This is a genomic window from Pseudomonas sp. NEEL19 (assembly GCF_028751975.1).
Classification (GTDB): domain Bacteria; phylum Pseudomonadota; class Gammaproteobacteria; order Pseudomonadales; family Pseudomonadaceae; genus Aquipseudomonas; species Aquipseudomonas juntendi.
Map to the genome: position 1 here is coordinate 1739244 of NZ_CP081491.1, position 24066 is coordinate 1763309.

The window sequence follows — 24066 nt, forward strand, 5'->3', positions numbered from 1 at the left end:
AACCCATGGCTGAAGCAGTCGTCGATAACGCCCCCGCCAAGGCTGGTTCGCCAGCGACCAAGCCGCCGCTGTTCGGCATGGCGTTTCTGGAAAACATCGCGCAGATGCCCATGCTGCGGCAGGTCGGCCTCATGGTCGGCCTGGCGGCCAGCGTGGCGATCGGCTTTGCCGTGGTGCTGTGGTCGCAGCAACCCGATTACCGTCCGCTGTACGGCAGCTTGTCGGGCATGGACACCAAGCAGGTCATGGACACCCTGGCTGCGGCCGACATTCCGTACAACGTCGAACCCAATTCTGGCGCCTTGCTGGTCAAGTCCGATGACCTCGCCCGTGCACGCCTGAAACTGGCCGCGGCGGGCGTGGCACCAAGCGACGGCAACGTGGGCTTCGAACTGCTCGACAAGGAGCAGGGCCTGGGCACCAGCCAGTTCATGGAGGCTACCCGCTACCGCCGCAGCCTGGAAGGCGAGCTGGCGCGCACCGTGTCGAGCCTGAACAACGTCAAGGCCGCCCGCGTTCACCTGGCCATTCCGAAAAGCTCGGTGTTCGTGCGCGACGAACGCAAGCCCAGCGCTTCGGTACTGGTCGAGTTGTACCCAGGCCGCGCCTTGGAACCCGGGCAGGTGATGGCTATCGTCAACCTGGTCGCCACCAGCGTGCCGGAGCTGGACAAGTCACAGGTCACCGTGGTGGACCAGAAGGGCAACCTGCTGTCCGAGCAGATCCAGGATTCTGCGCTGACCCAGGCTGGCAAGCAGTTCGACTACAGCCGCCGGGTGGAAAGCATGCTCACCCAGCGTGTGCACAACATTTTGCAGCCGGTGCTGGGCAACGACCGCTACAAGGCCGAAGTGTCCGCCGACCTGGACTTCAGCGCGGTCGAGTCCACTTCCGAGCAGTTCAACCCCGACCAACCAGCGCTGCGCAGTGAGCAGTCGGTTGATGAGCAACGTGCCAGCAGCCAAGGCCCGCAGGGCGTGCCTGGGGCGCTGAGCAACCAGCCGCCCGGTGCGGCCACGGCACCGCAGACCACCGGTGGCGCCGCCACCCCGGCAGCGGCCATTCAGCCTGGGCAACCGCTGGTCGATGCCAATGGCCAGCAGATCATGGACCCGGCCACCGGCCAGCCGATGCTCGCGCCGTACCCGTCGGACAAGCGTCAGCAAAGCACGAAGAACTTCGAGCTGGACCGCTCGATCAGCCACACCCGCCAGCAGCAAGGGCGCATGACCCGTCTGTCGGTGGCCGTGGTGGTCGACGACCAGGTCAAGATCGACCCGGCGACTGGTGACACCACCCGTGCCCCGTGGGGTAGCGAAGACCTGGCGCGCTTTACCCGCCTGGTGCAGGACGCCGTTGGTTTCGATGCCAGCCGTGGCGACAGCGTGACGGTGATCAACGTGCCGTTCGCGGCCGACCGTGGCGAGGAAATTGCCGACATCGCCTTTTACCAGCAGCCGTGGTTCTGGGATATCGTCAAGCAGGTGTTGGGCGTAGTGTTCATCCTGGTGCTGGTATTCGGTGTACTGCGGCCGGTGTTGAACAACATTACAGGGGGCGGCAAGCAAGCTGCCCCGGATAGCGACATGGAGCTGGGCGGCATGATGGGTCTGGATGGCGAACTGGCCAACGACCGCGTCAGCTTGGGTGGCCCGACAAGCATTCTGCTGCCTAGCCCAAGCGAGGGTTACGAGGCACAGCTCAACGCAATCAAAGGCCTGGTGGCCGAAGACCCGGGCCGTGTTGCCCAGGTCGTGAAAGAGTGGATCAACGCCGATGAGTGATAACCGAGCCGTTACCGCCAAGCTGAGCCGCGTGGACAAGGCGGCGATCCTGTTGCTCTCGCTGGGTGAAACCGATGCGGCGCAGGTGCTCCGGCACATGGGCCCCAAGGAGGTACAGCGGGTAGGTGTGGCCATGGCGCAGATGGGCAATGTGCACCGTGACCAGGTCGAGCAGGTGATGAGCGAGTTCGTCGACATTGTCGGCGACCAGACCAGCCTGGGCGTGGGCTCCGATGCCTATATCCGCAAGATGCTCAACCAGGCGCTGGGCGAGGACAAGGCCAACGGCCTGGTCGACCGCATCCTGCTGGGTGGCAACACCAGTGGCCTGGACAGCCTGAAGTGGATGGAGCCGCGCGCCGTGGCCGATGTGATCCGCTACGAGCACCCGCAGATCCAGGCCATCGTGGTCGCCTACCTCGACCCCGACCAGGCCGGCGAGGTACTGAGCAACTTCGACCACAAGGTGCGCCTGGACATCGTGCTGCGCGTGTCGTCGCTCAACACTGTGCAGCCAGCGGCCTTGAAGGAATTGAACCAGATTCTGGAGAAGCAGTTCTCGGGCAACTCCAACGCCGCGCGCACCACCCTGGGTGGCATCAAGCGCGCCGCCGACATCATGAACTTCCTCGACAGCTCCGTGGAAGGCGCGTTGATGGACGCGATCCGCGAAATCGACAGCGACCTGTCGGAGCAGATCGAAGACCTGATGTTCGTCTTCAACAACCTGGCCGATGTCGACGACCGCGGTATCCAGGCGCTGCTGCGCGAGGTGTCGTCTGACGTGCTGGTGGTATCGCTCAAGGGTGCCGACGAGCGCGTCAAGGACAAGATCTTCAAGAACATGTCCAAGCGTGCCTCGGAGTTGCTGCGCGACGACCTGGAGGCCAAGGGCCCGGTGCGGGTCAGCGATGTGGAAACGGCGCAAAAGGAAATCCTCACCATTGCCCGGCGCATGGCCGAAGCCGGCGAGATCGTGCTTGGCGGCAAAGGCGCCGAGGAAATGATCTGATTCGTACGCGACCCAGTGGCCGACGCTTTCCTTTGTAGGAGCGGGTTTACCCGCGAAGACGTCGGCCTTGGAGATCGAGGTTGTCGCTGCCGACGCATTCGCGGGTAAACCCGCTCCTACAAGGGGTGTGTCGGCTGAACATGGTTTGAGAACATGACAGCATGCCCACCAAAGAACACCACCCCAGCGACCTGATCCGTGCCCGCGACCTCGAGGGTGTGGATGTATGGGCGTTGCCCAGTTTTGACCCGCAACCCGAGCCCCAGCCTGAGCCAGAACCCGAGGTGGTCGAGGACGAAATCGAGGAAGTGCCGCTGGAAGAAGTCCAGCCACTGACCCTGGAAGAGCTCGAAGCCATACGCCAGGAAGCCTACAACGAGGGCTTCGCCACCGGTGAGCGCGAGGGCTTCCATAGCACCCAGCTGAAGGTGCGTCAGGAGGCCGAAGAGGCGCTCAAGGCCAAGCTCGACAGCCTTGAGCGGCTGATGAGCAACCTGATGGCGCCGATTGCCGAGCAAGACACACAGATCGAAAAGCAGCTGGTGCATCTGGTCGCGCACATGACCCGCCAGGTGATCGGCCGTGAGCTGCGCACCGACTCCAGCCAGATCACCCAGGTGTTGCGCGAGGCACTCAAGCTGCTGCCCATGGGCGCGGACAACATTCGTATTCACCTCAACCCGCAGGATTTCGAGCTGGCCAAGGCCCTGCGCGAACGGCACGAGGAAAACTGGCGGCTATTGGAAGACAGCGCCTTGTTACCGGGTGGTTGCCGCATCGAAACCGCGCACAGCCGCATCGACGCGAGCATGGAAACGCGTACCGAAAAGGCCGTGGCGCAGTTGTTCGACCAGTTGCACGACCATTCCCTGCACCCGGCTCAACCCGATCTGGCGATAGACCTGGATGCGCCGGTCGAGCCTGCCGTGGACAACCCTGATGCGCCTTGAACGCACCAGTTTCAGCAAGCGCCTGGGCAGTTACGCCGAGGCCATTGCGCTGCCCGCCCAGCCCATCGTCGAAGGCCGCCTGCTGCGCATGGTCGGCCTTACCCTGGAGGCCGAAGGTCTGCGTGCCGCCGTTGGTAGCCGCTGCCTGGTGATCAACGACGACAGTTATCACCCGGTGCAGGTCGAGGCCGAGGTCATGGGCTTTGCCGGGTCCAAGGTGTTCCTCATGCCGGTGGGCAGCATTGTCGGCATTGCCCCGGGCGCACGCGTGGTGCCGCTGGATGACGGCGGCCGCCTGCCCATGGGCATGAGCATGCTCGGCCGGGTACTGGACGGTGCGGGCCGCGCGCTGGATGGCAAGGGCGGAATGAAAGCCGAGGATTGGGTGCCGATGGACGGCCCGGTGATCAACCCGCTCAACCGCGACCCGATCAGCAAACCGCTGGATGTGGGTATTCGCAGCATCAACGGCCTGCTGACCGTCGGCCGGGGTCAGCGCCTGGGCCTGTTTGCCGGTACTGGCGTGGGTAAATCGGTATTGCTGGGCATGATGACCCGCTTCACCGAAGCGGAAATCATCGTGGTCGGCCTGATTGGCGAGCGGGGCCGCGAGGTCAAGGAATTCATCGAGCACATTCTCGGTGAGGAGGGGCTCAAGCGCTCCGTGGTGGTCGCCTCGCCGGCCGACGATGCCCCCCTGATGCGCCTGCGCGCCGCCATGTACTGCACGCGCATTGCCGAGTACTTCCGCGATAAAGGCAAGAATGTGCTGTTGCTGATGGATTCGCTGACCCGTTTTGCCCAGGCCCAGCGGGAAATTGCCCTGGCCATTGGCGAGCCGCCGGCCACGCGGGGTTATCCGCCGTCGGTGTTTGCCAAGCTGCCCAAGCTGGTGGAGCGGGCGGGTAATGGCTTGCCGGGCGGTGGCTCGATCACCGCGTTCTATACCGTGCTGTCCGAAGGTGACGATCAGCAAGACCCCATCGCGGATTCGGCGCGTGGTGTGCTTGACGGGCACTTCGTGCTGTCGCGGCGCCTCGCGGAGGAAGGCCATTACCCGGCCATCGATATCGAAGCCTCGATCAGCCGGGTGATGCCGCAGGTGGTGGATGCCGACCACTTGCGCCAGGCGCAGAAATTCAAGCAGCTGTGGTCGCGCTTGTCGCAAAGCCGCGACCTGATCAGCGTGGGTGCTTATGTGGCGGGCGGCGATCCGGAGACTGACCTGGCGATTGCCCTGCAGTCGAAGCTGGTGGGCTTCTTGCGCCAGGGCCTGCGTGAAAACGTGAGTATGGCGCAGAGCCGTGAAGAGCTGGGGGCGATCTTCACGCCCCCGGCCGGCTGATAGGCCATGGCCCTCCCTGGGCGCGCCGCGCGCCTGGCGCCGGTGGTGGACATGGCCGAAGAGGCCGAGCGCAAGGCCGCCCAGCGGCTGGGCCATTTCCAGCAGCAAGTTGCCGTCGCCCAGGCCAAGCTGGCCGAACTGGAGCGGTTTCGCGAAGACTACCAGCAGCAGTGGATCAACCGCGGTGGGCAGGGGGTCAATGGCAACTGGCTGGTGAACTACCAGCGCTTCCTTGGCCAGTTGGAAACGGCGATGACTCAGCAGCGGCAGAGCCTGGTCTGGCACCAGAACAACCTCGACAATGCCCGTGGCGCGTGGCAGCAGGCCTACGCCCGGGTGGAGGGGCTGCGCAAGCTGGTGCAGCGTTACCTGGACGAGGCCCGCCGCGCCGAGGACAAGCGTGAGCAGCGCCTGCTGGACGAGTTGTCCCAGCGCCTGCCGCGGCAAGATCAGTTCTGAATCCGTAGCGTCGCGTTGTGGAGCGGCCTGTGGGCGCCGTGTTCTTGCCGCCCGTGCCATCGCCTGCTAAACCTTCAACAAGCTGTACCCGCCATCATCGAAGGAACGCTCGCATGGCAGTAGAAACTGATTTCACGCAGGCCGGGAAAACGCTGACGATCAAGATCAAAGGACGCTTCGATTTCAGCATGCTTCAGGCATTTCGCGGCGCTTATGAGCGCCAACCAGGTGGGCACGATCGCGTGGTTGTTGATCTGAAAGACACGACCCACCTCGACAGTTCGGCCCTGGGCATGCTGTTGCTGCTGCGCGACCATGCGGGCGAAACGGTCGAGGTGGAAGTGATGAATCCCAGCTCCGATGTGCGCAAGATTCTCGCCATCTCCAATTTCGAAAAACTCTTCAAGATCAGCTGAGCGCCGACATGCCGGCCGAACAGGCATTGACCGTACTGGTTGCCGAGGACGGTGCCGCCGACCGTCTGTTGCTGGCGCAGATCGTGCGCCGCCAGGGGCACGAGGTTGTCACTGCGGAAAATGGTGAGCAGGCCGTGGCGCTGTTCGTCGAGCGGCGCCCGCAGTTGGTGCTGCTGGATGCGCTGATGCCGGTCATGGACGGCTTCGAGGCGGCGCGGCAGATCAAGGCCCTGGCCGGCGAGGCGCTGGTGCCGATCATTTTCCTCACCTCGCTGAACGAGGAGGAGGCCCTGGTGCGTTGCCTGGAAGCGGGCGGCGATGACTTCATGGCCAAGCCCTACAGCGCGGTAATACTGGCAGCCAAGATCCGCGCCATGGACCGCCTGCGTCGGTTGCAGGGTACCGTGCTGGCGCAGCGCGACCAAATCGCCCGGCACCACCACCACTTGCTCAACGAACAGCGGGTGGCCAAGGCCGTGTTCGACAAGGTGGCGCATGCCGGCTGCCTGGCGGCGCCGAACATCCGCTACCTGCAATCACCCTACGCCTTGTTCAATGGTGACCTGATGCTGGCGGCCTTCACGCCGGCCGGCGACATGCGTGTACTGCTGGGTGATTTTACCGGCCACGGCTTGCCGGCTGCGGTGGGTGCCATGCCGCTGGCGGAGGTGTTCTACGGCATGACCGCCAAGGGCTACGGCATGGCCGAGGTCCTGCGCGAGATGAACGCCAAGCTCAAGCGTATTCTGCCGGTCGACATGTTCTGCTGCGCGGTGCTGCTGAATCTGAGCATGCAGTGTGGCGCAGTAGAGGTATGGAATGGCGGCATGCCTGACGTCTACCACCTCTCGCTGGATGGCCAGGTGTTGTCGGTGCTGCAGTCTCGGCACCTGCCGCTGGGTATTCTGGCGGCCGAACGCTTCGATGCCAGCACAGAGATGTTGCCGCTGGTGCCAGGGGAGCGCCTGTTCCTGCTGTCGGACGGGGTGCTGGAAACTGCCGACGAGCAGGAGCGCCTGTTCGGCGAGCGGCGCCTGCGCGAGGTGCTGAACGCCAATCGTGACCCGGCCTGCTTGTTCGACGAGCTGCTGTTGGCCCTGGAGCGTTTTGGAGGGCACCCGCGCGACGATATCAGCCTGTGCGATATCCGCATGTTCGGTGCCAAAGAGCGGCCACCGATGCCGGTGGTCTACGCTGACAGCGGCCGGTCAAGCCCGCAGGACTGGTCGTTGGCGTTCGAGGTGCGGGGTGCCAGCCTCAAAAGTTTCAACCCGGTGCCCTACATGGTGCAGTTGTTGCAGGAAATACCCGGCTTGCGAGCGCGCACTGGCCACCTGCACAGCGTGCTCAGCGAGTTGTATTCCAATGCGCTGGAGCATGGCGTGCTCGGTCTGGATTCGCAGCTCAAATGCGATGTGCAGGGCTTTGCCGACTATTATCAAGAACGGGCGCGGCGCCTGGCATCGCTGGCTGAAGGTTGTGTAAGCATCCGTTTCAGGGTTGAACCGCGTGGCCAGGGTGGGCGTCTGAGTATCGAAGTCAGCGACAGCGGCGCTGGTTTCGATGTGCCGAGCGTACTGGCACGGGCTGTGCCGGACCACGGCCTGAGTGGGCGTGGCCTGAACCTGGTGCGGCAGCTGGCCGGTAATGCGCGCTGGGCAGAGGGTGGGCGGTGTGCGCAGGTGGAATTCGAATGGTGAGCCCCGGGCGGGCTTGGGCATAATCTGCTTGATCAGGGAGTGAGCAAGTGACGGACATGCATATCGATCACCGGGTCCTCAACGACCTGCGTGAGGTCATGGAGGATGGCTATCTCAAGTTGGTGGAGACATTTCTCGAGGACTCGGAGCGCCGCGTGGGGCAACTGCAAGCGGCCAAAAGTGCCCCCGAACTCAGGGCGGCTGCGCATAGCTTCAAAGGCAGCAGCAGCAATATGGGCGCGATGGTTTTGGCCAGCCTGTGCCAGCAGCTTGAAGAGCGAGCGCAGCGGCCGCCGCTGTACGGCATCGAGGACCTGATCAGCCGCATTGACCTGGAGTACAAGGAGGTAGAGCGCTTTTATCGCGCAGAGAAAGCTCGCATTTCTGCAGGCTGACGGCTAGTTGGCGCGAGTCTTGCTTTTCCCTGCCAGGAAGATACTCACGTTCTGGCGCGGAGACCGCTCGATGCCTGTCGCACCCAACCCTTTGTTGCAAGCCAATGCCCCCGCCAGTAGCGCGCGTTCAACTGCCCTGCAGGCAGACAAACCCGTGCAGGCGTTGGGCGACAAGGGCGACGGCTTCGACCAGGTCATGGCCCGGCAGCGGCGCAACCCGCCGGCTGGGACCGATGACAAGGTTGCCCAGGCCAGGCCCAAGGACAAGCCGGAAGCGGCTGTTGGCGGCAAGAAAGACCCGGGCAGCAAGGCAGCGGTTGCCGATGACGGCAACAAATTGCCAGATGACGATACCGCCCAGGCCGATACCGGGCTAACGGACGCCAGCCTGGTGGCCGGGCAGGTCACCGATGGCCAGCCCGGCGGGCAGTTGATCCAGGCCCAGGCCGAGGCGGTGACGCCCGTGTTGCAAGCCGCCACGGCGCAAGCCCAACTGGCCACCGCAGTGCCGGCAGAACCCACCGAAGAAGCCTTCGACCCTGACGCCGACCCCTTGGCCAACCTGCCAACCCTGCGCCTGGCGCTGGAGCACAGCGCCCAGGCCAAAGGCAGTGCTTCCGCACATGCCCTTGATCCGGCTCAGGCCCAGGGCGATGACGGCCGCGCTGCCGTCAATAGCTTGACGACTCTGGTCGAGCAAAGCGAGGGCGACGCTACCGAGTCCGGTGACGGGGCGTTCGGTGCCTTGCTCGAAGATGGCCTGAAAGACACCAAGAGCGCTGCCAGCGACACCCGTATCGACGACTTCGCCAATCGCCTGGCCAGCCTGACCCAGGCAGCCACGGCCAAGACCGCCAACGCGGTGCCGGCCAGTGCCAGCCCGCTGCACCAGCCCTTGCCGATGAACCAGAATGCGTGGGCCGAGGGCCTGGTCAACCGGGTCATGTACTTGTCCAGCCAGAATCTCAAGTCGGCGGATATCCAGCTGGAGCCGGCCGAGCTGGGCCGCCTGGACATTCGCGTCAATGTGGCGGCGGACCAGGCTACCCAGATCACGTTCATCAGCGGCCACGCGGGCGTGCGTGATGCCCTGGACAGCCAGGTGCACCGCCTGCGCGAGCTGTTCGCCCAGCAGGGGCTGGCGCAGCCCGACGTCAACGTCGCCGATCAGTCGCGGGGGCAGCAGCAACAGGGCCAGGCACAGGACAGCAACCTGTCCGGCGTGGCAGCGCGGCGGGCCGGGCAGGGTGGGGGCGAGGTTGTCGAGAGCGCCCGGCCTGTGGAGCAGCAGGTGGTTGTCGGCGACAGTGCGGTCGATTACTACGCCTGATGCCGGGTTGCCTGTTCCGGCCTGTTCGTGGGCTCGCCCGCTCCCACAGGGGTTTGCAACCTGTGCAGTACCTGTGGGAGCGGGCATGCCCGCGAATAAGACAGCACCGCAGATCCTGCTGAAACCGAACTTCTGAATAAGCTGGCATAACACTTGCTCAGGCCAAGCCATCCTCCTTTGAACCCCCGATGGACGACGGATTATTGGCATGGCGAAGAGCGAAGCAGTCAAAGACCCCGCCACAAAAGGCAAACTCAAGCTGATCATCATGGCTGTCGTCGGCTTGTTGCTGGCGATCGGCCTTTCGGTGGGCGCTACCTGGTTCATCATGCACAAGAGCGAACCGGCGCCGGCCGCCGAGGCGGCAGCCAGCAACGTCAAGCCAGCAGCGATCTACCAGGCGCTGACCCCGGCCTTCGTGGTCAACTTCAACCAGAACGGGCGCCAGCGCTACATGCAGGTGAGCATCACCATGCAGGCGCGCAACCAGGCAGACCTGGATGCGCTCAAGGTGCACATGCCGGTCATCCGCAACAACCTGGTGATGATGTTCTCCGGGCAGGGCTTCGACGCCCTCGCCGGCAGCCCGGTCGGCCAGGAAATGCTGCGCCAGAAAGCGACTGCCGTGGTCCAGGAAGTGGCGCAGAAGGAACTTGGCAAGCCGGTCATCGACCAGCTGCTGTTCACCAATTTCGTATTGCAGTAGGAGTCCGCCATGGCCGTACAGGACCTGCTGTCCCAGGATGAAATCGATGCCCTGTTGCACGGCGTCGACGACGGGCTGGTGCAGACCGAGACCGCCGCGGAGCCCGGCAGTATCAAAAGCTACGACCTGACCAGTCAGGACCGTATCGTGCGCGGTCGCATGCCGACCCTGGAAATGATCAACGAGCGTTTCGCCCGTTACACCCGCATCAGCATGTTCAACCTGCTGCGCCGCTCGGCCGACGTGGCCGTGGGTGGCGTGCAGGTGATGAAGTTCGGCGAGTACGTGCACTCGCTGTATGTGCCGACCAGCCTGAACCTGGTCAAGATCAAGCCATTGCGCGGCACTTCGCTGTTCATTCTCGACGCCAAGCTGGTGTTCAAGCTGGTGGACAATTTCTTCGGCGGCGATGGCCGCCACGCCAAGATCGAGGGCCGTGAGTTCACCCCCACCGAGCTGCGCGTGGTACGCATGGTGCTGGACCAGTGCTTCGTCGACCTGAAGGAAGCCTGGCAGGCCATCATGCCGGTGTCTTTCGAGTACATGAACTCCGAGGTCAACCCGGCCATGGCCAACATCGTCGGCCCGAGCGAGGCAGTGGTGGTGTCCACCTTCCATATCGAGCTGGACGGTGGTGGCGGTGACCTGCACGTGACCATGCCGTATTCTATGATCGAGCCGGTGCGCGAAATGCTCGATGCCGGTTTCCAGTCCGACCTGGACGACCAGGACGAGCGTTGGGTCAAGGCCCTGCGCGAAGACGTGCTGGATGTTGCCGTGCCGATGACTGCCACCGTGGCCCGGCGCCAGTTGAAGCTGCGCGACATCCTGCATATGCAGCCTGGCGATGTGATACCGGTGGAATTGCCCGAGCACCTGGTGTTGCGCGCCAATGGCGTGCCGGCATTCAAGGCGCGGCTGGGCTCGCACAAGGGCAACCTGGCGCTGCAGATCATCGACCCGATCGAACGCCGCTGACGGCGTGCCGGTCGCCCCTAACGAATTGAATGCCTGTCGAGGAAACCATGGCTAACGAAAACGAGATCACCTCCCCAGAAGATCAGGCCTTGGCCGATGAGTGGGCCGCCGCGCTGGAAGAGACCGGTGCTGCCGGCCAGGCGGACATCGATGCGCTGCTGGGCGGTGACACCGGCAGCCACAGCGGCCCGGGCCGCCTGCCAATGGAAGAGTTCGCCAGCTCGCCCAAGCCGAACGAAAATGTCAGCCTCGAAGGCCCGAACCTGGATGTGATCCTGGATATCCCGGTGAACATCTCCATGGAAGTGGGCAGCACCGAGATCAACATCCGCAACCTGCTGCAGCTCAACCAGGGTTCGGTCATCGAGCTTGACCGCCTGGCCGGCGAGCCACTGGACGTGCTGGTCAACGGTACGCTGATCGCCCATGGCGAAGTGGTGGTGGTCAACGAGAAGTTCGGCATTCGCCTGACCGACGTGATCAGCCCCAGCGAACGCATCAAGAAGCTGCGCTGAGTGAAGGCCACGATACGCACCATCGCGGCACTTGCGGCGTTGTTGGGCAGCCACGCCTGCCTGGCAGCGGCCACCCCCACGGCCACGCCGGCAGCGGCGCCTGGCAGCCTGGGCGGACAACTGGCGCAAATGGTCTTCGGCCTGCTGCTGGTGGTCGGCCTGATTTTCTTCCTGGCCTGGCTGCTGCGGCGTTTGCAGAGCACGGCGGTGAAGGGTGGGCAGGTGATCGAGATCGTCGGCAGCCGCGCCATCGGCCCGCGCGACCGCCTGTTGCTGGTGCAGGTGGGCAAGGAGCAGATTTTGATAGGCCATACCCCGGGCAGCATCGAGGCATTGCATGTGCTGGCAGAGCCGGTGCAGGTGCCGGAAAACGCTCGCCAGGCGACGCCGGAGTTTGCCCAGCGGTTGATGGAGTTGATGGGCAAGAACCCTAAGGACAACAGGTGATGAGCGGCGCGCTGCGTAGGTTGTTGGGGCCGTTGTTGACAGTGGCGCTGTTGCTGGCCGCGCCGTTGGCGTTGGCCGCCGACCCGTTGTCGATTCCGGCCATTACCCTGTCCAATACCGCGGACGGGCAGCAGGAATATTCGGTCAGCCTGCAAATCCTGCTGATCATGACGGCGCTGAGCTTCATTCCGGCGTTCGTCATCCTCATGACCAGCTTCACCCGTATCATCATCGTGTTCTCGATCCTGCGCCAGGCCCTGGGCTTGCAGCAGACACCGTCGAACCAGCTGCTGACCGGCATGGCGCTGTTCCTGACGATGTTCATCATGGCCCCGGTGTTCGACCGGGTGAACCAGGATGCCTTGCAGCCTTACCTGAAAGAACAGATGACCGCTCAGCAGGCCATCGACAAGGCCCAGGGCCCGCTCAAGGACTTCATGCTCGCGCAAACCCGGCAAAGCGACCTGGACCTGTTCATGCGCTTGTCCAAGCGCACCGACATTGCCGGGCCCGATCAAGTGCCGCTGACCATCCTGGTGCCTGCGTTCGTCACCTCCGAGCTGAAAACGGCGTTCCAGATCGGCTTCATGATTTTCATCCCGTTCCTGATCATCGACATGGTGGTGGCCAGTGTGCTGATGGCGATGGGTATGATGATGCTGTCGCCGCTGATCATTTCGCTGCCGTTCAAGATCATGCTGTTCGTGCTGGTCGATGGCTGGGCGCTGATCATGGGCACCCTGGCCAGCAGTTTCGGCGGCGTCTGACGCCGTCAAGGAGAGCCGCCGATGACACCTGAAGTCGCTGTCGACCTGTTCCGTGATGCCCTGTGGCTGACCACCCTGATGGTGGCCGTGCTGGTGGTGCCAAGCCTGTTGGTCGGCCTGGTGGTGGCGATGTTCCAGGCCGCCACGCAGATCAACGAACAGACCCTGAGCTTTCTGCCGCGCCTGCTGGTGATGCTGATCACGCTGATCGTTGCCGGGCCGTGGCTGGCGCAGAAGTTCATGGAGTACATCACCACGCTCTACACCAACATTCCGCAGCTCATAGGTTGATGCGCGGATGCTGGAGCTGACCGATACGCAGATCGGCACCTGGGTCGCCACCTTCATCCTGCCGTTGTTCAGGGTGACGGCGGTGTTGATGACCATGCCGATCTTCGGTACCCGCATGCTGCCGGCGCGGGTGCGCCTGTACGTGGCCGTGGCCATTACCGTGGTCATCGTGCCGGCATTGCCACCGCTGCCTGAATTCGACCCGCTGAGCCTGCGCGGCCTGCTGTTGTGCGCCGAACAGATCATCGTCGGGACGTTGTTCGGCCTGGCGTTGCAGTTGCTGTTCCAGGCGTTCGTGATTGCCGGGCAGATCGTTGCGGTGCAGATGGGCATGGCCTTCGCCTCCATGGTCGACCCCGCCAACGGCGTCAACGTGACGGTGATCAGCCAGTTCATGACCATGTTGGTGAGCGTGCTTTTTCTGCTGATGAACGGCCATTTGGTGGTGTTCGAGGTATTGACGGAAAGCTTTACCACGTTGCCGGTGGGCAATGCGTTGGTGGTCAACCACTTCTGGGCGCTGGCTGGGCGCATGGGTTGGGTGTTCGGTGCCGGCTTGCTGTTGATTTTGCCGGTGATCGCGGCGTTGCTGGTGGTGAACATTGCCTTTGGGGTGATGACCCGTGCCGCGCCGCAGCTGAACATTTTCTCCATCGGTTTTCCGCTGACCCTGGTCATGGGCATGGTGGTTTTCTGGATTGGCCTGGCCGATATCCTCTCCCACTATCAGGCATTGGCTAGCGAAGCGCTGCAATGGCTGCGTGAACTGGCAAGGGCGCGTTGAGCATGGCAGAAAGCGAAAGCGGCCAGGACAAGACAGAAGAGCCCACGGACAAGCGCAAGCGCACTGCTCGCGAGAAGGGCGAGATCGCGCGCTCCAAAGAGCTCAATACGGTGGCGGTGACGCTGGCGGGTGCCGGGGGCTTGCTGGCATTTGGCGGCTACTTGGCTGAAACCTTGTTGGCCATCATGCACATGAACTTCAGCCTGACCCGCGACATGATCGTCGACGAGCGGTCCATGGCGGCTTTTTTGCTGGCGTCGGGCAAGATGGCTATCTGGGCGGTGCAGCCAATCCTAGTGCTGTTATTCGTGGTTGCCTTCGTCGGGCCTATCGCGTTGGGTGGTTTCCTGTTTTCCGGAAGCTTGCTGCAGCCGAAGTTCAGCCGCATGAATCCCTTGTCTGGCATCAAGCGCATGTTCTCGGTCAATGCCTTGACCGAGCTGCTCAAGGCGTTGGCCAAGTTCTTCGTGATTCTGGTGGTCGCAGTGGTGGTACTGTCCAATGATCGCCAGGCGCTGCTGGCCATCGCCAACGAGCCGCTGGAGCAGGCGATCATTCACAGCCTGCAAGTGGTGGGCTGGAGTGCCTTGTGGATGTCGGCTGGGTTGCTGCTGATTGCTGCGGCGGACGTTCCGTTTCAGCTGTACCAGGCGCACCAGAAGCTGAAAATGACCAAACAGGAAGTCAAGGACGAATACAAGGACAGCGAAGGCAAGCCTGAGGTCAAGCAGCGCATTCGTCAGCTGCAGCGAGAGGCCTCCCAGCGGCGCATGATGGCCGCGGTACCCGATGCCGACGTGATCATCACCAACCCGACCCACTATGCGGTGGCCTTGCAGTATGACCCGGAGAAGGGTGGGGTGGCGCCGTTGCTGTTGGCCAAGGGCACGGATTTCATTGCCTTGAAGATTCGCGAAATTGGCGTGGAGCATAAGGTTCAGATCCTGGAATCGCCGGCGCTTGCGCGGGCGATCTATTACTCGACCGAGATCGAGCAGGAAATCCCCGCCGGCCTGTACCTGGCTGTGGCGCAGGTGCTGGCCTATGTGTTCCAGATCCGCCAGTACCGTGCGGGCAAGGGCAAGCGCCCTGAGCCGTTGAAGGATGACCTGCCGATCCCGCCAGACCTGCGCCGCGACAGTTGACCTTTTGTCTTGAGAGGGGATTAGAAGCTGTCATTCACCGTTCCACCTGTGGGAGCGGGCGTGCCCGCGAACACTGGCGTAGCCGGTGCCAGACGCCGCGTCGCCTGCTTCGCGGGCACGCCCGCTCCCACAATGAATCGCGCAGGCTTTTCAAATTTTGAGAAAGACAGTTGCTTGTGCGAGGGCTTTTGGCCCTTTCGCGGGCAAGCCCGCTCCCGCAGGCCGACCCACAACATAAATCTCCTGTCGCGCAAAGTTGGAAGGCTTCTTGCAATGCCAGCCGCAGATGCCCCTTGGGCGTCAAAGTTTTGCATCAAGAGGACTCGCGGTGGATCGCACTCAGTTAATCAGCAACGCCCGTCATAACCTGGCCGGGCTCGGCCGGGGCAACCTGGGTGTACCGCTGCTGTTGCTGGTGATGTTGGCAATGATGATGTTGCCGATACCACCGTTCCTGCTCGACGTGTTCTTCACCTTCAACATCGCCTTGTCGATCGTGGTGCTGCTGGTCTGCGTCTACGCCCTGCGCCCGCTCGACTTCGCTGCATTCCCCACCATCCTGCTGGTGGCCACGCTGCTGCGCCTGGCGCTGAACGTGGCCTCCACCCGGGTGGTCATGCTGCACGGCCAGGAAGGCCACGGCGCCGCCGGCAAGGTGATCCAGGCCTTCGGCGAGGTGGTGATCGGCGGTAACTACGTGGTCGGTGCGGTGGTCTTCGCCATCCTCATGATCATCAACTTCGTGGTGGTGACCAAGGGCGCCGGGCGTATCTCGGAAGTGAGCGCGCGCTTCACCCTCGACGCCATGCCCGGCAAGCAGATGGCGATTGACGCCGACCTCAATGCTGGCCTCATCGACCAGGCCCAGGCCAAGCACCGTCGTGCCGAGGTGGCCCAGGAGGCCGAGTTCTACGGTTCGATGGACGGTGCCAGCAAGTTCGTGCGCGGTGACGCCATCGCCGGCTTGCTGATCCTGTTCATCAACCTGATCGGTGGCATGCTGATCGGCATGCTGCAGCATGGCATGAGCTTCGGCGATGCCGGCAAGGTGTACGCCCTGCTGACCATCGGTGACGGTTTGGTGGCGCAATTGCCATCACTGCTGTTGTCGACCGCTGCGGCGATCATGGTCACCCGCGCCTCGGGCTCGGAGGACATGGGCAAACTGATCAACCGGCAGATGTTCGACTCGCCCAAGGCGTTGGCGGTGTCGGCGGGGTTGATGATTGTCATGGGGCTGGTGCCGGGCATGCCGCACGTCGCCTTCATCGGCCTGGGTCTGCTGGCCGGTGGCGGGGCTTATCTCGTATGGAAGAAACAACAGAAGGCCAAGGCCCAGGCCTTGCAGGAGGCGCAGCGCCAGCAAGACCTGCTGCCTTCGCCGCAGCGGGCGCTGGAAACCAAGGAGCTGGGCTGGGACGATGTGACACCGATCGATATGATCGGCCTGGAAGTCGGCTACCGGCTGATCCCCCTGGTGGACCGCAACCAGGGTGGTCAGTTGCTGGCGCGAATCAAGGGCGTGCGCAAGAAGCTCTCGCAGGACCTGGGCTTCCTCATGCCCACGGTGCATATCCGCGACAACCTCGACCTGCAACCCAGCGCCTATCGCCTGACGCTGATGGGGGTGATCCTGGCGGAGGCCGAGATCTACCCGGACCGCGAGCTGGCGATCAACCCGGGGCAGGTGTTCGGCACCCTCAACGGCATTGCCGCACGTGACCCGGCGTTTGGCCTGGAGGCGGTGTGGATCGACGTGGGCCAGCGCTCGCAGGCGCAGTCGCTGGGCTACACCGTGGTCGATGCCAGTACGGTAGTGGCCACCCACCTCAACCAGATCCTGCAGAAGCACTGCCATGAACTGATTGGCCACGAAGAGGTCCAGCAACTGTTGCAGGTGTTGGCCAAGGCTTCGCCTAAACTTGCAGAAGAACTGGTGCCGGGTGTCATTTCCTTGTCGGGGCTGCTCAAGGTCTTGCAGGCCCTGTTGTCGGAACAGGTACCCGTGCGCGATATTCGCAGTATTGCCGAAGCAATCGCGAACAACGCTGGCAAGAGTCAAGATACCGCCGCGCTGGTTGCGGCGGTGCGCGTCGGATTGTGTCGCGCCATCGTGCAAAGCATTGTCGGCGTTGAGTCGGAGCTCCCGGTGATCACCCTGGAGCCAAGGTTGGAACAGATTTTGCTCAATAGTCTGCAACGCGCCGGGCAAGGCCAGGAAGACGGTGTTCTTCTGGAACCGAGCATGGCCGAAAAGCTGCAACGTTCGCTGATCGAAGCGGCCCAGCGCCAGGAAATGCAGGGCCAGCCGGCCATTCTGCTGGTCGCCGGCCCGATCCGCGCCATGCTGTCGCGTTTCGGTCGCCTGGCTGTACCGAATTTGCATGTGCTGGCGTATCAGGAAATACCGGACAACAAGCAAGTCACCATCGTTGCCACCGTGGGCCCTAACGGCTGAGGTAGTGGATAATGCAAGTTAAGCGATTTTTCGCCGCCGATATGCGTCAGGCCATGAAACTGGTCCGTGATGAGCTGGGCGCCGATGCCGCGATCATTGGCAACCGTCGCATTGCCGGTGGTGTCGAGCTGACGGCCGCGCTGGACTACAAGCTGTCCGCCCTGGCCCCGCGTGTGCCCAATGCCGAGCTGGAAGAAGAGCTGCGCAAGACCCACACGCGCATTGCCACGGCCCAGGCCGAGCTGGGCCACCGCCAGGACAGCAGCGATAACAACCGCCAATTGTTCGCCGGGCAGTCGCTGACCGCTGCCGAGCCGCTGGTCGAGCCCCATGTCGAGGCCCCACAGGCGGCGGCCGCCACGGCGCCGGCGCCCGTTGACCCGCGCCTGTTCGATGCCATGCGCTCCGAACTGTCGGGCCTGCGCGAACTGCTGGAAGTGCAGCTCGGCTCGCTGGCCTGGACCCAGCTGCAGGGCAGCAAGCCACAACAGGCCAACATCTGGCGGCGCCTGCAGCGCATTGGCCTGTCCGGGCCGATTGCCCGCGAGTTGCTGGAGCTGACCGCCGAAATCGAAGAGCCACGCCATGCCTGGCGCATGTTGCTGGCGCACTTGGCGCGCATGATCGAAATTCCCGAGGTAGAGCCGATCGAAGAAGGCGGTGTGATCGCCATGGTCGGCCCGGCCGGCATGGGCAAGACCACCACCCTGGCCAAGCTGGCGGCGCGCTACGTGCTCAAGTACGGCGCGCAGAACATGGCGCTGGTGAGCATGGACAGCTTCCGCATCGGTGCCCAGGAGCAGCTCAAGACCCTTGGGCGCATCCTCAATGTCCCAGTCACCTATGTCGACCCAGGCCAGTCGCTGGCGGCAGCGCTGGAGCCGCTGCTGCGCAAGCGTGTGGTGCTGATCGACACCGCCGGCCTGCAGGCCAGCGACCCGGCCCTGCGCATGCAGCTGGAAACCCTGGCCGGCCGTGGCATCGCCGCCAAGAATTACCTGGTACTGGCCACCACCAGCCAGAAGCAGGTGCTGACCGCCGCCTACCACAGCTACAAGCGCTGTGGCTTGGCCGGCTGCATCCTGACCAAGCTCGATGAAACGGCAAGCCTTGGCGATGTGCTGAGCCTTGCCATCAGTCATGATTTGCCTGTGGCCTATCTTACCGACGGCCCGCGCATTCCTGACGACCTGCACCTGCCGCGGGGGCACCAGCTGGTGTCCCGCGCGGTCAATGTGCAGCAGCAGGAGGAGCCCAGCGAAGAGGCAATGGCCGACATGTTCGCTGATCTCTACCACAACCCACGGCGAGCGGGTTGAGTATGAAACGTGTGCAAAGTAGCTATGCCAAGGGGTACGCAGAATTGCCCTACGTGTGGCCTGGGTCCCAGCGATACAAGGTAAATTACAAACATGGGTAGCATGCATCCCGTACAGGTGATCGCCGTGACCGGTGGCAAAGGTGGCGTCGGCAAGACTAACGTTTCAGTGAACCTGTCCCTGGCGTTGGCCGAACTCGGCCGCAGGGTCATGTTGCTGGATGCCGACCTGGGCCTGGCCAATGTCGACGTGTTGCTGGGCCTGACGCCCAAACGGACCCTTGCCGATGTCATCGAAGGGCGCTGCGAGCTGCGTGACGTGATATTGCAGGGCCCTGGTGGTGTGCGCATCGTACCGGCTGCCTCCGGTACGCAGAGCATGGTCCACCTGGCGCCGGCCCAGCATGCCGGGCTGATCCAGGCGTTCAGCGAAGTCGGCGACAACCTCGATGTACTGGTCATCGATACCGCTGCGGGTATCGGTGAGTCGGTCGTCAGCTTTGTCCGTGCCGCCCAGGAAGTGCTGCTGGTGGTGTGCGACGAGCCGACCTCGATCACCGATGCCTACGCGCTGATCAAGCTGCTCAACCGTGACTACGGCATGAACCGCTTCCGCGTGCTGGCCAACATGGCCCAGAGCCCTCAGGAAGGGCGCAACCTGTTTGCCAAGCTGACCAAGGTTACCGACCGTTTCCTGGATGTCGCCCTGCAGTACGTAGGCGCCGTGCCCTACGACGAGTGCGTGCGCAAGGCGGTGCAGAAGCAGCGTGCCGTTTACGAAGCCTTCCCACGCTCCAAGTGCGCGCTGGCCTTCAAGGCGATTGCCCAGAAGGTCGACAGCTGGCCGCTGCCGGCCAACCCACGTGGCCACCTGGAGTTCTTCGTCGAGCGCCTGGTGCAGCCGACCAGCGCGGGACCGGTGCTATGAACGCCAGCGGGTTCAAGATGTACAGCCGGGCGGCGAAAGACGCCCAGTACGAGTTGATCGAACGCTACGCCCCCCTGGTCAAGCGCATCGCCTACCACCTGTTGGCGCGCTTGCCGGCCAACGTGCAGGTCGAGGACCTGATCCAGGCCGGCATGATCGGCTTGCTGGAAGTGGCCAACAAGTACGACGCCAGCAAGGGCGCCAGCTTCGAAACCTATGCCGGCATTCGTATCCGCGGCGCCATGCTCGACGAAGTGCGCAAAGGCGACTGGGCACCCCGTTCGGTGCACCGCAACACCCGTATGGTCAGCGACGCGATGCGCGCCGTGGAGGCCAGAACCGGCCGTGACGCTAAAGATCATGAAGTTGCTGCCGAACTCCAATTGAGCCTCGACGATTACTACGCGATCCTCAACGATACCTTGGGCAGCCGTTTGTTCAGCTTCGATGACCTGCTGCAGGACGGTGAGCACGAAGGGCTGCATGAAGACGGCGCCAGCGGCCAGGTCGAACCTGCCCGGGGCCTCGAGGAGGAGCGCTTCCAGCTAGCCCTGACCGAGGCCATCGCCAACTTGCCCGAGCGTGAACGCCTGGTGCTGGCGCTGTACTACGACGAAGAGCTCAACCTCAAGGAGATCGGTGAGGTGCTGGGGGTCAGCGAGTCGCGGGTCAGCCAGTTGCACAGCCAGTGTGCCGCGCGTCTGCGTAGCCGCCTGGGGGAATGGCGGGCGCGCTGAGCCTGCCGGGGTTGCGGCTGTTTCCACGCGGTTTTCCACGTTGTACCGAATTGATTGAATGCGCGCTCGGGGCCGAGCGCGTTTGAGACTGCTTGGAGGTCTACTTGAACAAAGACATGAAAATCCTCATCGTTGACGACTTTTCGACGATGCGGCGGATCATCAAGAACCTGTTGCGTGACCTGGGCTTCACCAACACCGATGAGGCCGACGACGGCACCACGGCGCTGCCGATGCTGGAAAACGGCCATTACGACTTCCTGGTGACCGACTGGAACATGCCTGGCATGTCCGGCATCGACCTGCTGCGCAAGGTGCGTGCCCACGACCGGCTGAAAACCATGCCCGTGCTGATGGTGACTGCCGAAGCCAAGCGCGACCAGATCATTGAAGCGGCCCAGGCCGGCGTCAATGGTTACGTGGTCAAGCCGTTCACGGCACAGGTGCTCAAAGAAAAGATCGAGAAGATCTTCGAACGCGTCAACGGCTGAGTCACGTCAGGGGGCGCGCCATGGATTCATCACATAACTCTTTGGGCGAGTTCGAATCGACCCTGAAGAAACATGCCCAGGAGTTGGTCGAAAGCCTGGAGCGGGGCCGTTTCGGCGAGGCGGTGCAGCTGATTCACGAGCTGAACCAGACCCGCGACCGCGGCCTGTACCAGGAAGTCGGCAAGCTGACCCGCGAGCTGCACAGTGCCATCGTCAGTTTCCAGATCGACCCGACCATACCGCAGGCCGAAGAGGTGTCGCAGATTACCGATGCCACCGAGCGCCTGTCCTATGTGGTCAAGCTCACGGAAGGCGCGGCCAACCGCACCATGGACCTGGTCGAGGCAAGCACACCGGTGCTCAACGACCTGGCCAGCGAGGCGAAGGCCCTGAGCACCGACTGGCAGCGCTTCATGCGCCGCGAAGTGGCGGCGGAAGAATTTCGCGACCTGGTCAAGCGGGTCGACAGTTTCCTCACGCACAGCGCCGAAGGCAACCGCAAGGTCGCCGGCCACCTCAATGACATTCTGCTGGCCCAGGACTATCAGGACCTGACCGGGCAGGTGATCAAGCGCGTCACCAACCTGGTGACCGAAGTGGAAAGCAACCTGCTCAAGTTGGTGCTGATGGCCAGTCAGGTCGACCGCTTTGCGGGCATTCAGCATGACCACGATCAATTGCGCGCAGAAAAAGATCGAGAAAAACATCCGACTCGGGGTGAAGGTCCGCAGATTCATGCCGATAAGCGTGAAGACGTCGTGTCCGGCCAGGACGACGTCGATGATCTGCTGTCCAGCCTGGGTTTTTAAGGAGCACCTTTGATGAGCTTCGGCGCCGATGAAGAAATCCTCCAGGATTTCCTGGTAGAAGCCGGCGAAATTCTTGAGCAACTGTCCGAGCAATTGGTCGAGCTGGAAAGCCGGCCCGACGATGCTGACCTGCTCAATGCGATCTTTCGCGGTTTCCACACTGTAAAAGGGGGCGCCGGCTTCCTCCAGCTGAACGAGCTGGTGGAGTGCTGCCATATCGCCGAGAACGTGTTCGACGTGCTGCGCAAAGGTGAGCGTCGGGTTGACGCGGAGCTGATGGACGTAGTGCTCGAGGCGTTGGACACGGTCAACAGCATGTTTGGCCAGGTGCGCGAGCGCGCTGAAGTCACGCCGGCAACCCCCGAGCTGCTGGCGGCCTTGGCGCGCCTTGCCGAGCCGGGCGCAGCGCAGCCGCAGGGTGGCGAAGAAGCGGTAGTGCCGGTGGCTGCCGCGCAGGCGCCTGCCGCGGCACCGGTGGTGGACCAGGAGCAGCACCAGGACATCACCGACAGCGAGTTCGAGCAGTTGCTCGATTCGCTCGATGCGGTCAAGGCACAAGCTGCGGCCGAGGAGCAGCTGCAAGGCGAGAGCGTGAGTGGTGGCGGTGATGAAATCACCGATGCCGAGTTCGAATCGCTGCTCGACCAGTTGCATGGCAAAGGCCAGTTCACTGCTGAAGTTGCAGCGCCGGCTGCTGCCGTCAGCCACGAAGCGGCCAGTGACGAAATCACCGATGCCGAATTCGAGTCGCTGCTCGACCAGCTGCATGGCAAAGGCACCTTCCAGGCCGACGCCTTGCCTGCCGCCAAGGCGGCACCTGCCGAGGTGGCGCCTGACAGCACCGCCAGCGCCACCAGCGACGAAATCAGCGAGCATGAATTCGAAGCGCTGTTGGACCAGTTGCATGGCAAGGGCAAATTCGGCGGTGACGTCGCTGCAGTCCAGGCCCCCCCTGCGGCCAAGGCGCCGGCAGCGGCCAAGCCGCAAAGCCCGGCGGCTGCCAAGCCAGCTGCGGCTCCTGCGCCAGCGCCCGCGGCTGCGAGCAAACCTGCTGCAGCTGCGCGCACGCCGGCCCCGGTCGCCGACAAGCATGCGGTCAGCGAAGCGGAAACCACCGTACGCGTCGACACGGCGCGCCTGGACGAGATCATGAACATGGTCGGCGAGCTGGTGCTGGTGCGTAACCGCCTGGTGCGCCTGGGCCTGAACAGCGGCGACGAGGCCATGTCCAAGGCCGTGTCCAACCTCGACGTGGTCACCGCCGACCTGCAGACCGCGGTGATGAAAACCCGCATGCAGCCGATCAAGAAAGTCTTCGGCCGCTTCCCGCGCCTGGTTCGCGACCTGGCGCGCCAGTTGAAGAAAGAGATCAACCTTGAGCTGGTCGGTGAAGAAACCGACCTCGACAAGAACCTGGTCGAGGCCCTGGCCGACCCGTTGGTGCACTTGGTGCGCAACGCCGTCGACCATGGTATCGAGATGCCCGATGAGCGCGATGCCGCAGGCAAGCCGCGCACGGGCCGCGTGGTGCTGTCGGCGGAGCAGGAGGGCGACCACATCCTGTTGTCGATTTCCGACGACGGCAAGGGCATGGACCCGAACATCCTGCGGGCCAAGGCGGTGGAGAAGGGCCTGATGGACAAGGACGCCGCCGAGCGTCTGAGCGAGTCGGACTGCTACAACCTGATCTTCGCCCCGGGGTTCTCGACCAAGACCGAGATTTCCGACGTGTCCGGGCGTGGCGTGGGCATGGACGTGGTGAAGACCAAGATCTCCCAGCTCAACGGTTCGATCAACATCTTCTCGGCCAAGGGCCAGGGCTCGAAGATCGTCATCAAGGTGCCGCTGACCCTGGCGATCATGCCCACCCTGATGGTGATGCTGGGCAACCAGGCATTCGCCTTCCCGCTGGTCAACGTCAACGAGATCTTCCACCTCGACCTGTCGCGTACCAATGTGGTCGATGGCCAGGAAGTGGTGATCGTGCGCGACAAGGCACTGCCGTTGTTCTACCTCAAGCGCTGGCTGGTGCAAGGCCAGGTGCATGAAGAGCAGCACGAGGGCCACGTGGTAATCCTGTCGGTCGGCACCCAGCGCATTGGCTTTGTCGTCGATCAACTGGTAGGCCAGGAAGAAGTGGTAATCAAGCCGCTGGGCAAGATGCTGCAAGGTACCCCGGGCATGTCCGGGGCCACCATTACCGGTGACGGTCGTATTGCGTTGATTCTCGACGTCCCGAGCATGCTCAAGCGTTACGCCGCGCGGCGTATTTGATTTCGGTGGCGCACCTTGGCAGGTCGC

24 protein-coding genes are annotated in these 24066 nt (G+C 63.2%); all 24 read left to right on the forward strand.

Annotation, left to right across the window (positions count from 1 at the left end):
- Positions 1-5 precede the first annotated feature (5 nt).
- Positions 6-1784 carry a flagellar basal-body MS-ring/collar protein FliF gene (fliF, locus tag K4A76_RS07950; protein ID WP_274411890.1) on the forward strand — a complete coding sequence of 593 codons (1779 nt, stop codon included), beginning with the start codon at positions 6-8 and terminating at the stop codon, positions 1782-1784.
- Positions 1777-2796, forward strand: a complete 1020-nt coding sequence (gene fliG, locus K4A76_RS07955; RefSeq protein WP_003254434.1) for a flagellar motor switch protein FliG — start codon at positions 1777-1779, stop codon at positions 2794-2796. The genes fliF and fliG overlap by 8 nt, the downstream gene beginning before the upstream one ends.
- Positions 2797-2957: 161 nt before the next feature.
- Positions 2958-3746 carry a flagellar assembly protein FliH gene (gene fliH / locus K4A76_RS07960; protein ID WP_274411891.1) on the forward strand — a complete coding sequence of 263 codons (789 nt, stop codon included), beginning with the start codon at positions 2958-2960 and terminating at the stop codon, positions 3744-3746.
- Positions 3736-5091 carry a flagellar protein export ATPase FliI gene (fliI, locus tag K4A76_RS07965; RefSeq protein WP_182336548.1) on the forward strand — a complete coding sequence of 452 codons (1356 nt, stop codon included), beginning with the start codon at positions 3736-3738 and terminating at the stop codon, positions 5089-5091. Before fliH ends, fliI begins: the two co-directional genes overlap by 11 nt.
- Positions 5092-5097: 6 nt before the next feature.
- Positions 5098-5550 (forward strand): flagellar export protein FliJ, encoded by a 453-nt coding sequence (gene fliJ / locus K4A76_RS07970; RefSeq protein WP_274411892.1) that lies wholly within the window; start codon positions 5098-5100, stop codon positions 5548-5550.
- A 113-nt stretch (positions 5551-5663) separates the two neighbouring features.
- Complete coding sequence (locus tag K4A76_RS07975) at positions 5664-5966, forward strand: STAS domain-containing protein (RefSeq protein ID WP_054911382.1); 303 nt, start codon at positions 5664-5666, stop codon at positions 5964-5966.
- Between the two features lie 8 nt (positions 5967-5974).
- The gene (locus tag K4A76_RS07980; RefSeq protein WP_274411893.1) at positions 5975-7666 is read left to right on the forward strand and encodes an ATP-binding SpoIIE family protein phosphatase; all 1692 of its coding nucleotides are present in this window, start codon (positions 5975-5977) and stop codon (positions 7664-7666) included.
- Between the two features lie 47 nt (positions 7667-7713).
- On the forward strand, positions 7714-8061 hold the full coding sequence (locus K4A76_RS07985) for an Hpt domain-containing protein (RefSeq protein ID WP_274411894.1): 348 nt from the start codon (positions 7714-7716) through the stop codon (positions 8059-8061).
- Between the two features lie 70 nt (positions 8062-8131).
- Positions 8132-9391 (forward strand): flagellar hook-length control protein FliK, encoded by a 1260-nt coding sequence (locus K4A76_RS07990; RefSeq protein WP_274411895.1) that lies wholly within the window; start codon positions 8132-8134, stop codon positions 9389-9391.
- Positions 9392-9599: 208 nt separating this feature from the next.
- Entirely contained in the window at positions 9600-10097 is a 498-nt protein-coding gene (gene fliL / locus K4A76_RS07995; protein WP_054911378.1) for a flagellar basal body-associated protein FliL, read from the forward strand.
- A 9-nt stretch (positions 10098-10106) separates the two neighbouring features.
- Positions 10107-11075 (forward strand): flagellar motor switch protein FliM, encoded by a 969-nt coding sequence (gene fliM / locus K4A76_RS08000; RefSeq protein WP_009683214.1) that lies wholly within the window; start codon positions 10107-10109, stop codon positions 11073-11075.
- A 47-nt stretch (positions 11076-11122) separates the two neighbouring features.
- Positions 11123-11590, forward strand: coding sequence for a flagellar motor switch protein FliN (fliN, locus tag K4A76_RS08005; RefSeq protein WP_029885654.1), 468 nt, complete (start codon positions 11123-11125; stop codon positions 11588-11590).
- Positions 11591-12037: a flagellar biosynthetic protein FliO gene (fliO, locus tag K4A76_RS08010; protein WP_212623514.1), complete on the forward strand. Its 447-nt coding sequence runs from the start codon at positions 11591-11593 to the stop codon at positions 12035-12037. It begins immediately after the preceding gene.
- Entirely contained in the window at positions 12037-12804 is a 768-nt protein-coding gene (gene fliP, locus K4A76_RS08015) for a flagellar type III secretion system pore protein FliP (protein ID WP_054881279.1), read from the forward strand. Before fliO ends, fliP begins: the two co-directional genes overlap by 1 nt.
- Positions 12805-12825: 21 nt before the next feature.
- Complete coding sequence (gene fliQ, locus K4A76_RS08020; RefSeq protein WP_274411896.1) at positions 12826-13095, forward strand: flagellar biosynthesis protein FliQ; 270 nt, start codon at positions 12826-12828, stop codon at positions 13093-13095.
- Between the two features lie 7 nt (positions 13096-13102).
- Positions 13103-13879: a flagellar biosynthetic protein FliR gene (gene fliR, locus K4A76_RS08025; protein ID WP_274411897.1), complete on the forward strand. Its 777-nt coding sequence runs from the start codon at positions 13103-13105 to the stop codon at positions 13877-13879.
- Between the two features lie 2 nt (positions 13880-13881).
- Positions 13882-15024 carry a flagellar biosynthesis protein FlhB gene (gene flhB, locus K4A76_RS08030; RefSeq protein ID WP_274411898.1) on the forward strand — a complete coding sequence of 381 codons (1143 nt, stop codon included), beginning with the start codon at positions 13882-13884 and terminating at the stop codon, positions 15022-15024.
- A 328-nt stretch (positions 15025-15352) separates the two neighbouring features.
- Positions 15353-17482, forward strand: a complete 2130-nt coding sequence (gene flhA, locus K4A76_RS08035) for a flagellar biosynthesis protein FlhA (RefSeq protein ID WP_054881281.1) — start codon at positions 15353-15355, stop codon at positions 17480-17482.
- Positions 17483-17493: 11 nt separating this feature from the next.
- Positions 17494-18801: a flagellar biosynthesis protein FlhF gene (gene flhF, locus K4A76_RS08040; RefSeq protein ID WP_054911375.1), complete on the forward strand. Its 1308-nt coding sequence runs from the start codon at positions 17494-17496 to the stop codon at positions 18799-18801.
- Positions 18802-18885: 84 nt separating this feature from the next.
- Positions 18886-19728 (forward strand): flagellar synthesis regulator FleN, encoded by an 843-nt coding sequence (fleN, locus tag K4A76_RS08045; protein ID WP_172828404.1) that lies wholly within the window; start codon positions 18886-18888, stop codon positions 19726-19728.
- Positions 19725-20465 (forward strand): RNA polymerase sigma factor FliA, encoded by a 741-nt coding sequence (fliA, locus tag K4A76_RS08050; protein WP_009683227.1) that lies wholly within the window; start codon positions 19725-19727, stop codon positions 20463-20465. Before fleN ends, fliA begins: the two co-directional genes overlap by 4 nt.
- A 116-nt stretch (positions 20466-20581) precedes the next feature.
- On the forward strand, positions 20582-20956 hold the full coding sequence (locus tag K4A76_RS08055; protein WP_166524971.1) for a chemotaxis response regulator CheY: 375 nt from the start codon (positions 20582-20584) through the stop codon (positions 20954-20956).
- Between the two features lie 20 nt (positions 20957-20976).
- Positions 20977-21765 (forward strand): protein phosphatase CheZ, encoded by a 789-nt coding sequence (locus K4A76_RS08060; RefSeq protein WP_009683229.1) that lies wholly within the window; start codon positions 20977-20979, stop codon positions 21763-21765.
- A 12-nt stretch (positions 21766-21777) separates the two neighbouring features.
- Complete coding sequence (locus tag K4A76_RS08065; RefSeq protein ID WP_125855050.1) at positions 21778-24039, forward strand: chemotaxis protein CheA; 2262 nt, start codon at positions 21778-21780, stop codon at positions 24037-24039.
- Positions 24040-24066: the final 27 nt, after the last annotated feature.

Bases quoted from the DNA above. Each gene is read 5' to 3' on its own strand.
- fliJ (WP_274411892.1), top strand. From the start codon at position 5,098: ATGGCCCTCCCTGGGCGCGCCGCGCGCCTGGCGCCGGTGGTGGACATG.
- K4A76_RS07975 (WP_054911382.1), top strand. From the start codon at position 5,664: ATGGCAGTAGAAACTGATTTCACGCAGGCCGGGAAAACGCTGACGATC.
- fliR (WP_274411897.1), top strand. From the start codon at position 13,103: ATGCTGGAGCTGACCGATACGCAGATCGGCACCTGGGTCGCCACCTTC.
- fliM (WP_009683214.1), top strand. From the start codon at position 10,107: ATGGCCGTACAGGACCTGCTGTCCCAGGATGAAATCGATGCCCTGTTG.
- fliI (WP_182336548.1), top strand. From the start codon at position 3,736: ATGCGCCTTGAACGCACCAGTTTCAGCAAGCGCCTGGGCAGTTACGCC.
- fliP (WP_054881279.1), top strand. From the start codon at position 12,037: ATGAGCGGCGCGCTGCGTAGGTTGTTGGGGCCGTTGTTGACAGTGGCG.
- fliF (WP_274411890.1), top strand. From the start codon at position 6: ATGGCTGAAGCAGTCGTCGATAACGCCCCCGCCAAGGCTGGTTCGCCA.
- fliN (WP_029885654.1), top strand. From the start codon at position 11,123: ATGGCTAACGAAAACGAGATCACCTCCCCAGAAGATCAGGCCTTGGCC.
- K4A76_RS08055 (WP_166524971.1), top strand. From the start codon at position 20,582: ATGAAAATCCTCATCGTTGACGACTTTTCGACGATGCGGCGGATCATC.
- K4A76_RS07990 (WP_274411895.1), top strand. From the start codon at position 8,132: ATGCCTGTCGCACCCAACCCTTTGTTGCAAGCCAATGCCCCCGCCAGT.
- fliL (WP_054911378.1), top strand. From the start codon at position 9,600: ATGGCGAAGAGCGAAGCAGTCAAAGACCCCGCCACAAAAGGCAAACTC.
- fliQ (WP_274411896.1), top strand. From the start codon at position 12,826: ATGACACCTGAAGTCGCTGTCGACCTGTTCCGTGATGCCCTGTGGCTG.
- K4A76_RS08060 (WP_009683229.1), top strand. From the start codon at position 20,977: ATGGATTCATCACATAACTCTTTGGGCGAGTTCGAATCGACCCTGAAG.
- fliH (WP_274411891.1), top strand. From the start codon at position 2,958: ATGCCCACCAAAGAACACCACCCCAGCGACCTGATCCGTGCCCGCGAC.
- fliG (WP_003254434.1), top strand. From the start codon at position 1,777: ATGAGTGATAACCGAGCCGTTACCGCCAAGCTGAGCCGCGTGGACAAG.
- flhF (WP_054911375.1), top strand. From the start codon at position 17,494: ATGCAAGTTAAGCGATTTTTCGCCGCCGATATGCGTCAGGCCATGAAA.
- fliA (WP_009683227.1), top strand. From the start codon at position 19,725: ATGAACGCCAGCGGGTTCAAGATGTACAGCCGGGCGGCGAAAGACGCC.
- K4A76_RS08065 (WP_125855050.1), top strand. From the start codon at position 21,778: ATGAGCTTCGGCGCCGATGAAGAAATCCTCCAGGATTTCCTGGTAGAA.
- K4A76_RS07980 (WP_274411893.1), top strand. From the start codon at position 5,975: ATGCCGGCCGAACAGGCATTGACCGTACTGGTTGCCGAGGACGGTGCC.
- flhB (WP_274411898.1), top strand. From the start codon at position 13,882: ATGGCAGAAAGCGAAAGCGGCCAGGACAAGACAGAAGAGCCCACGGAC.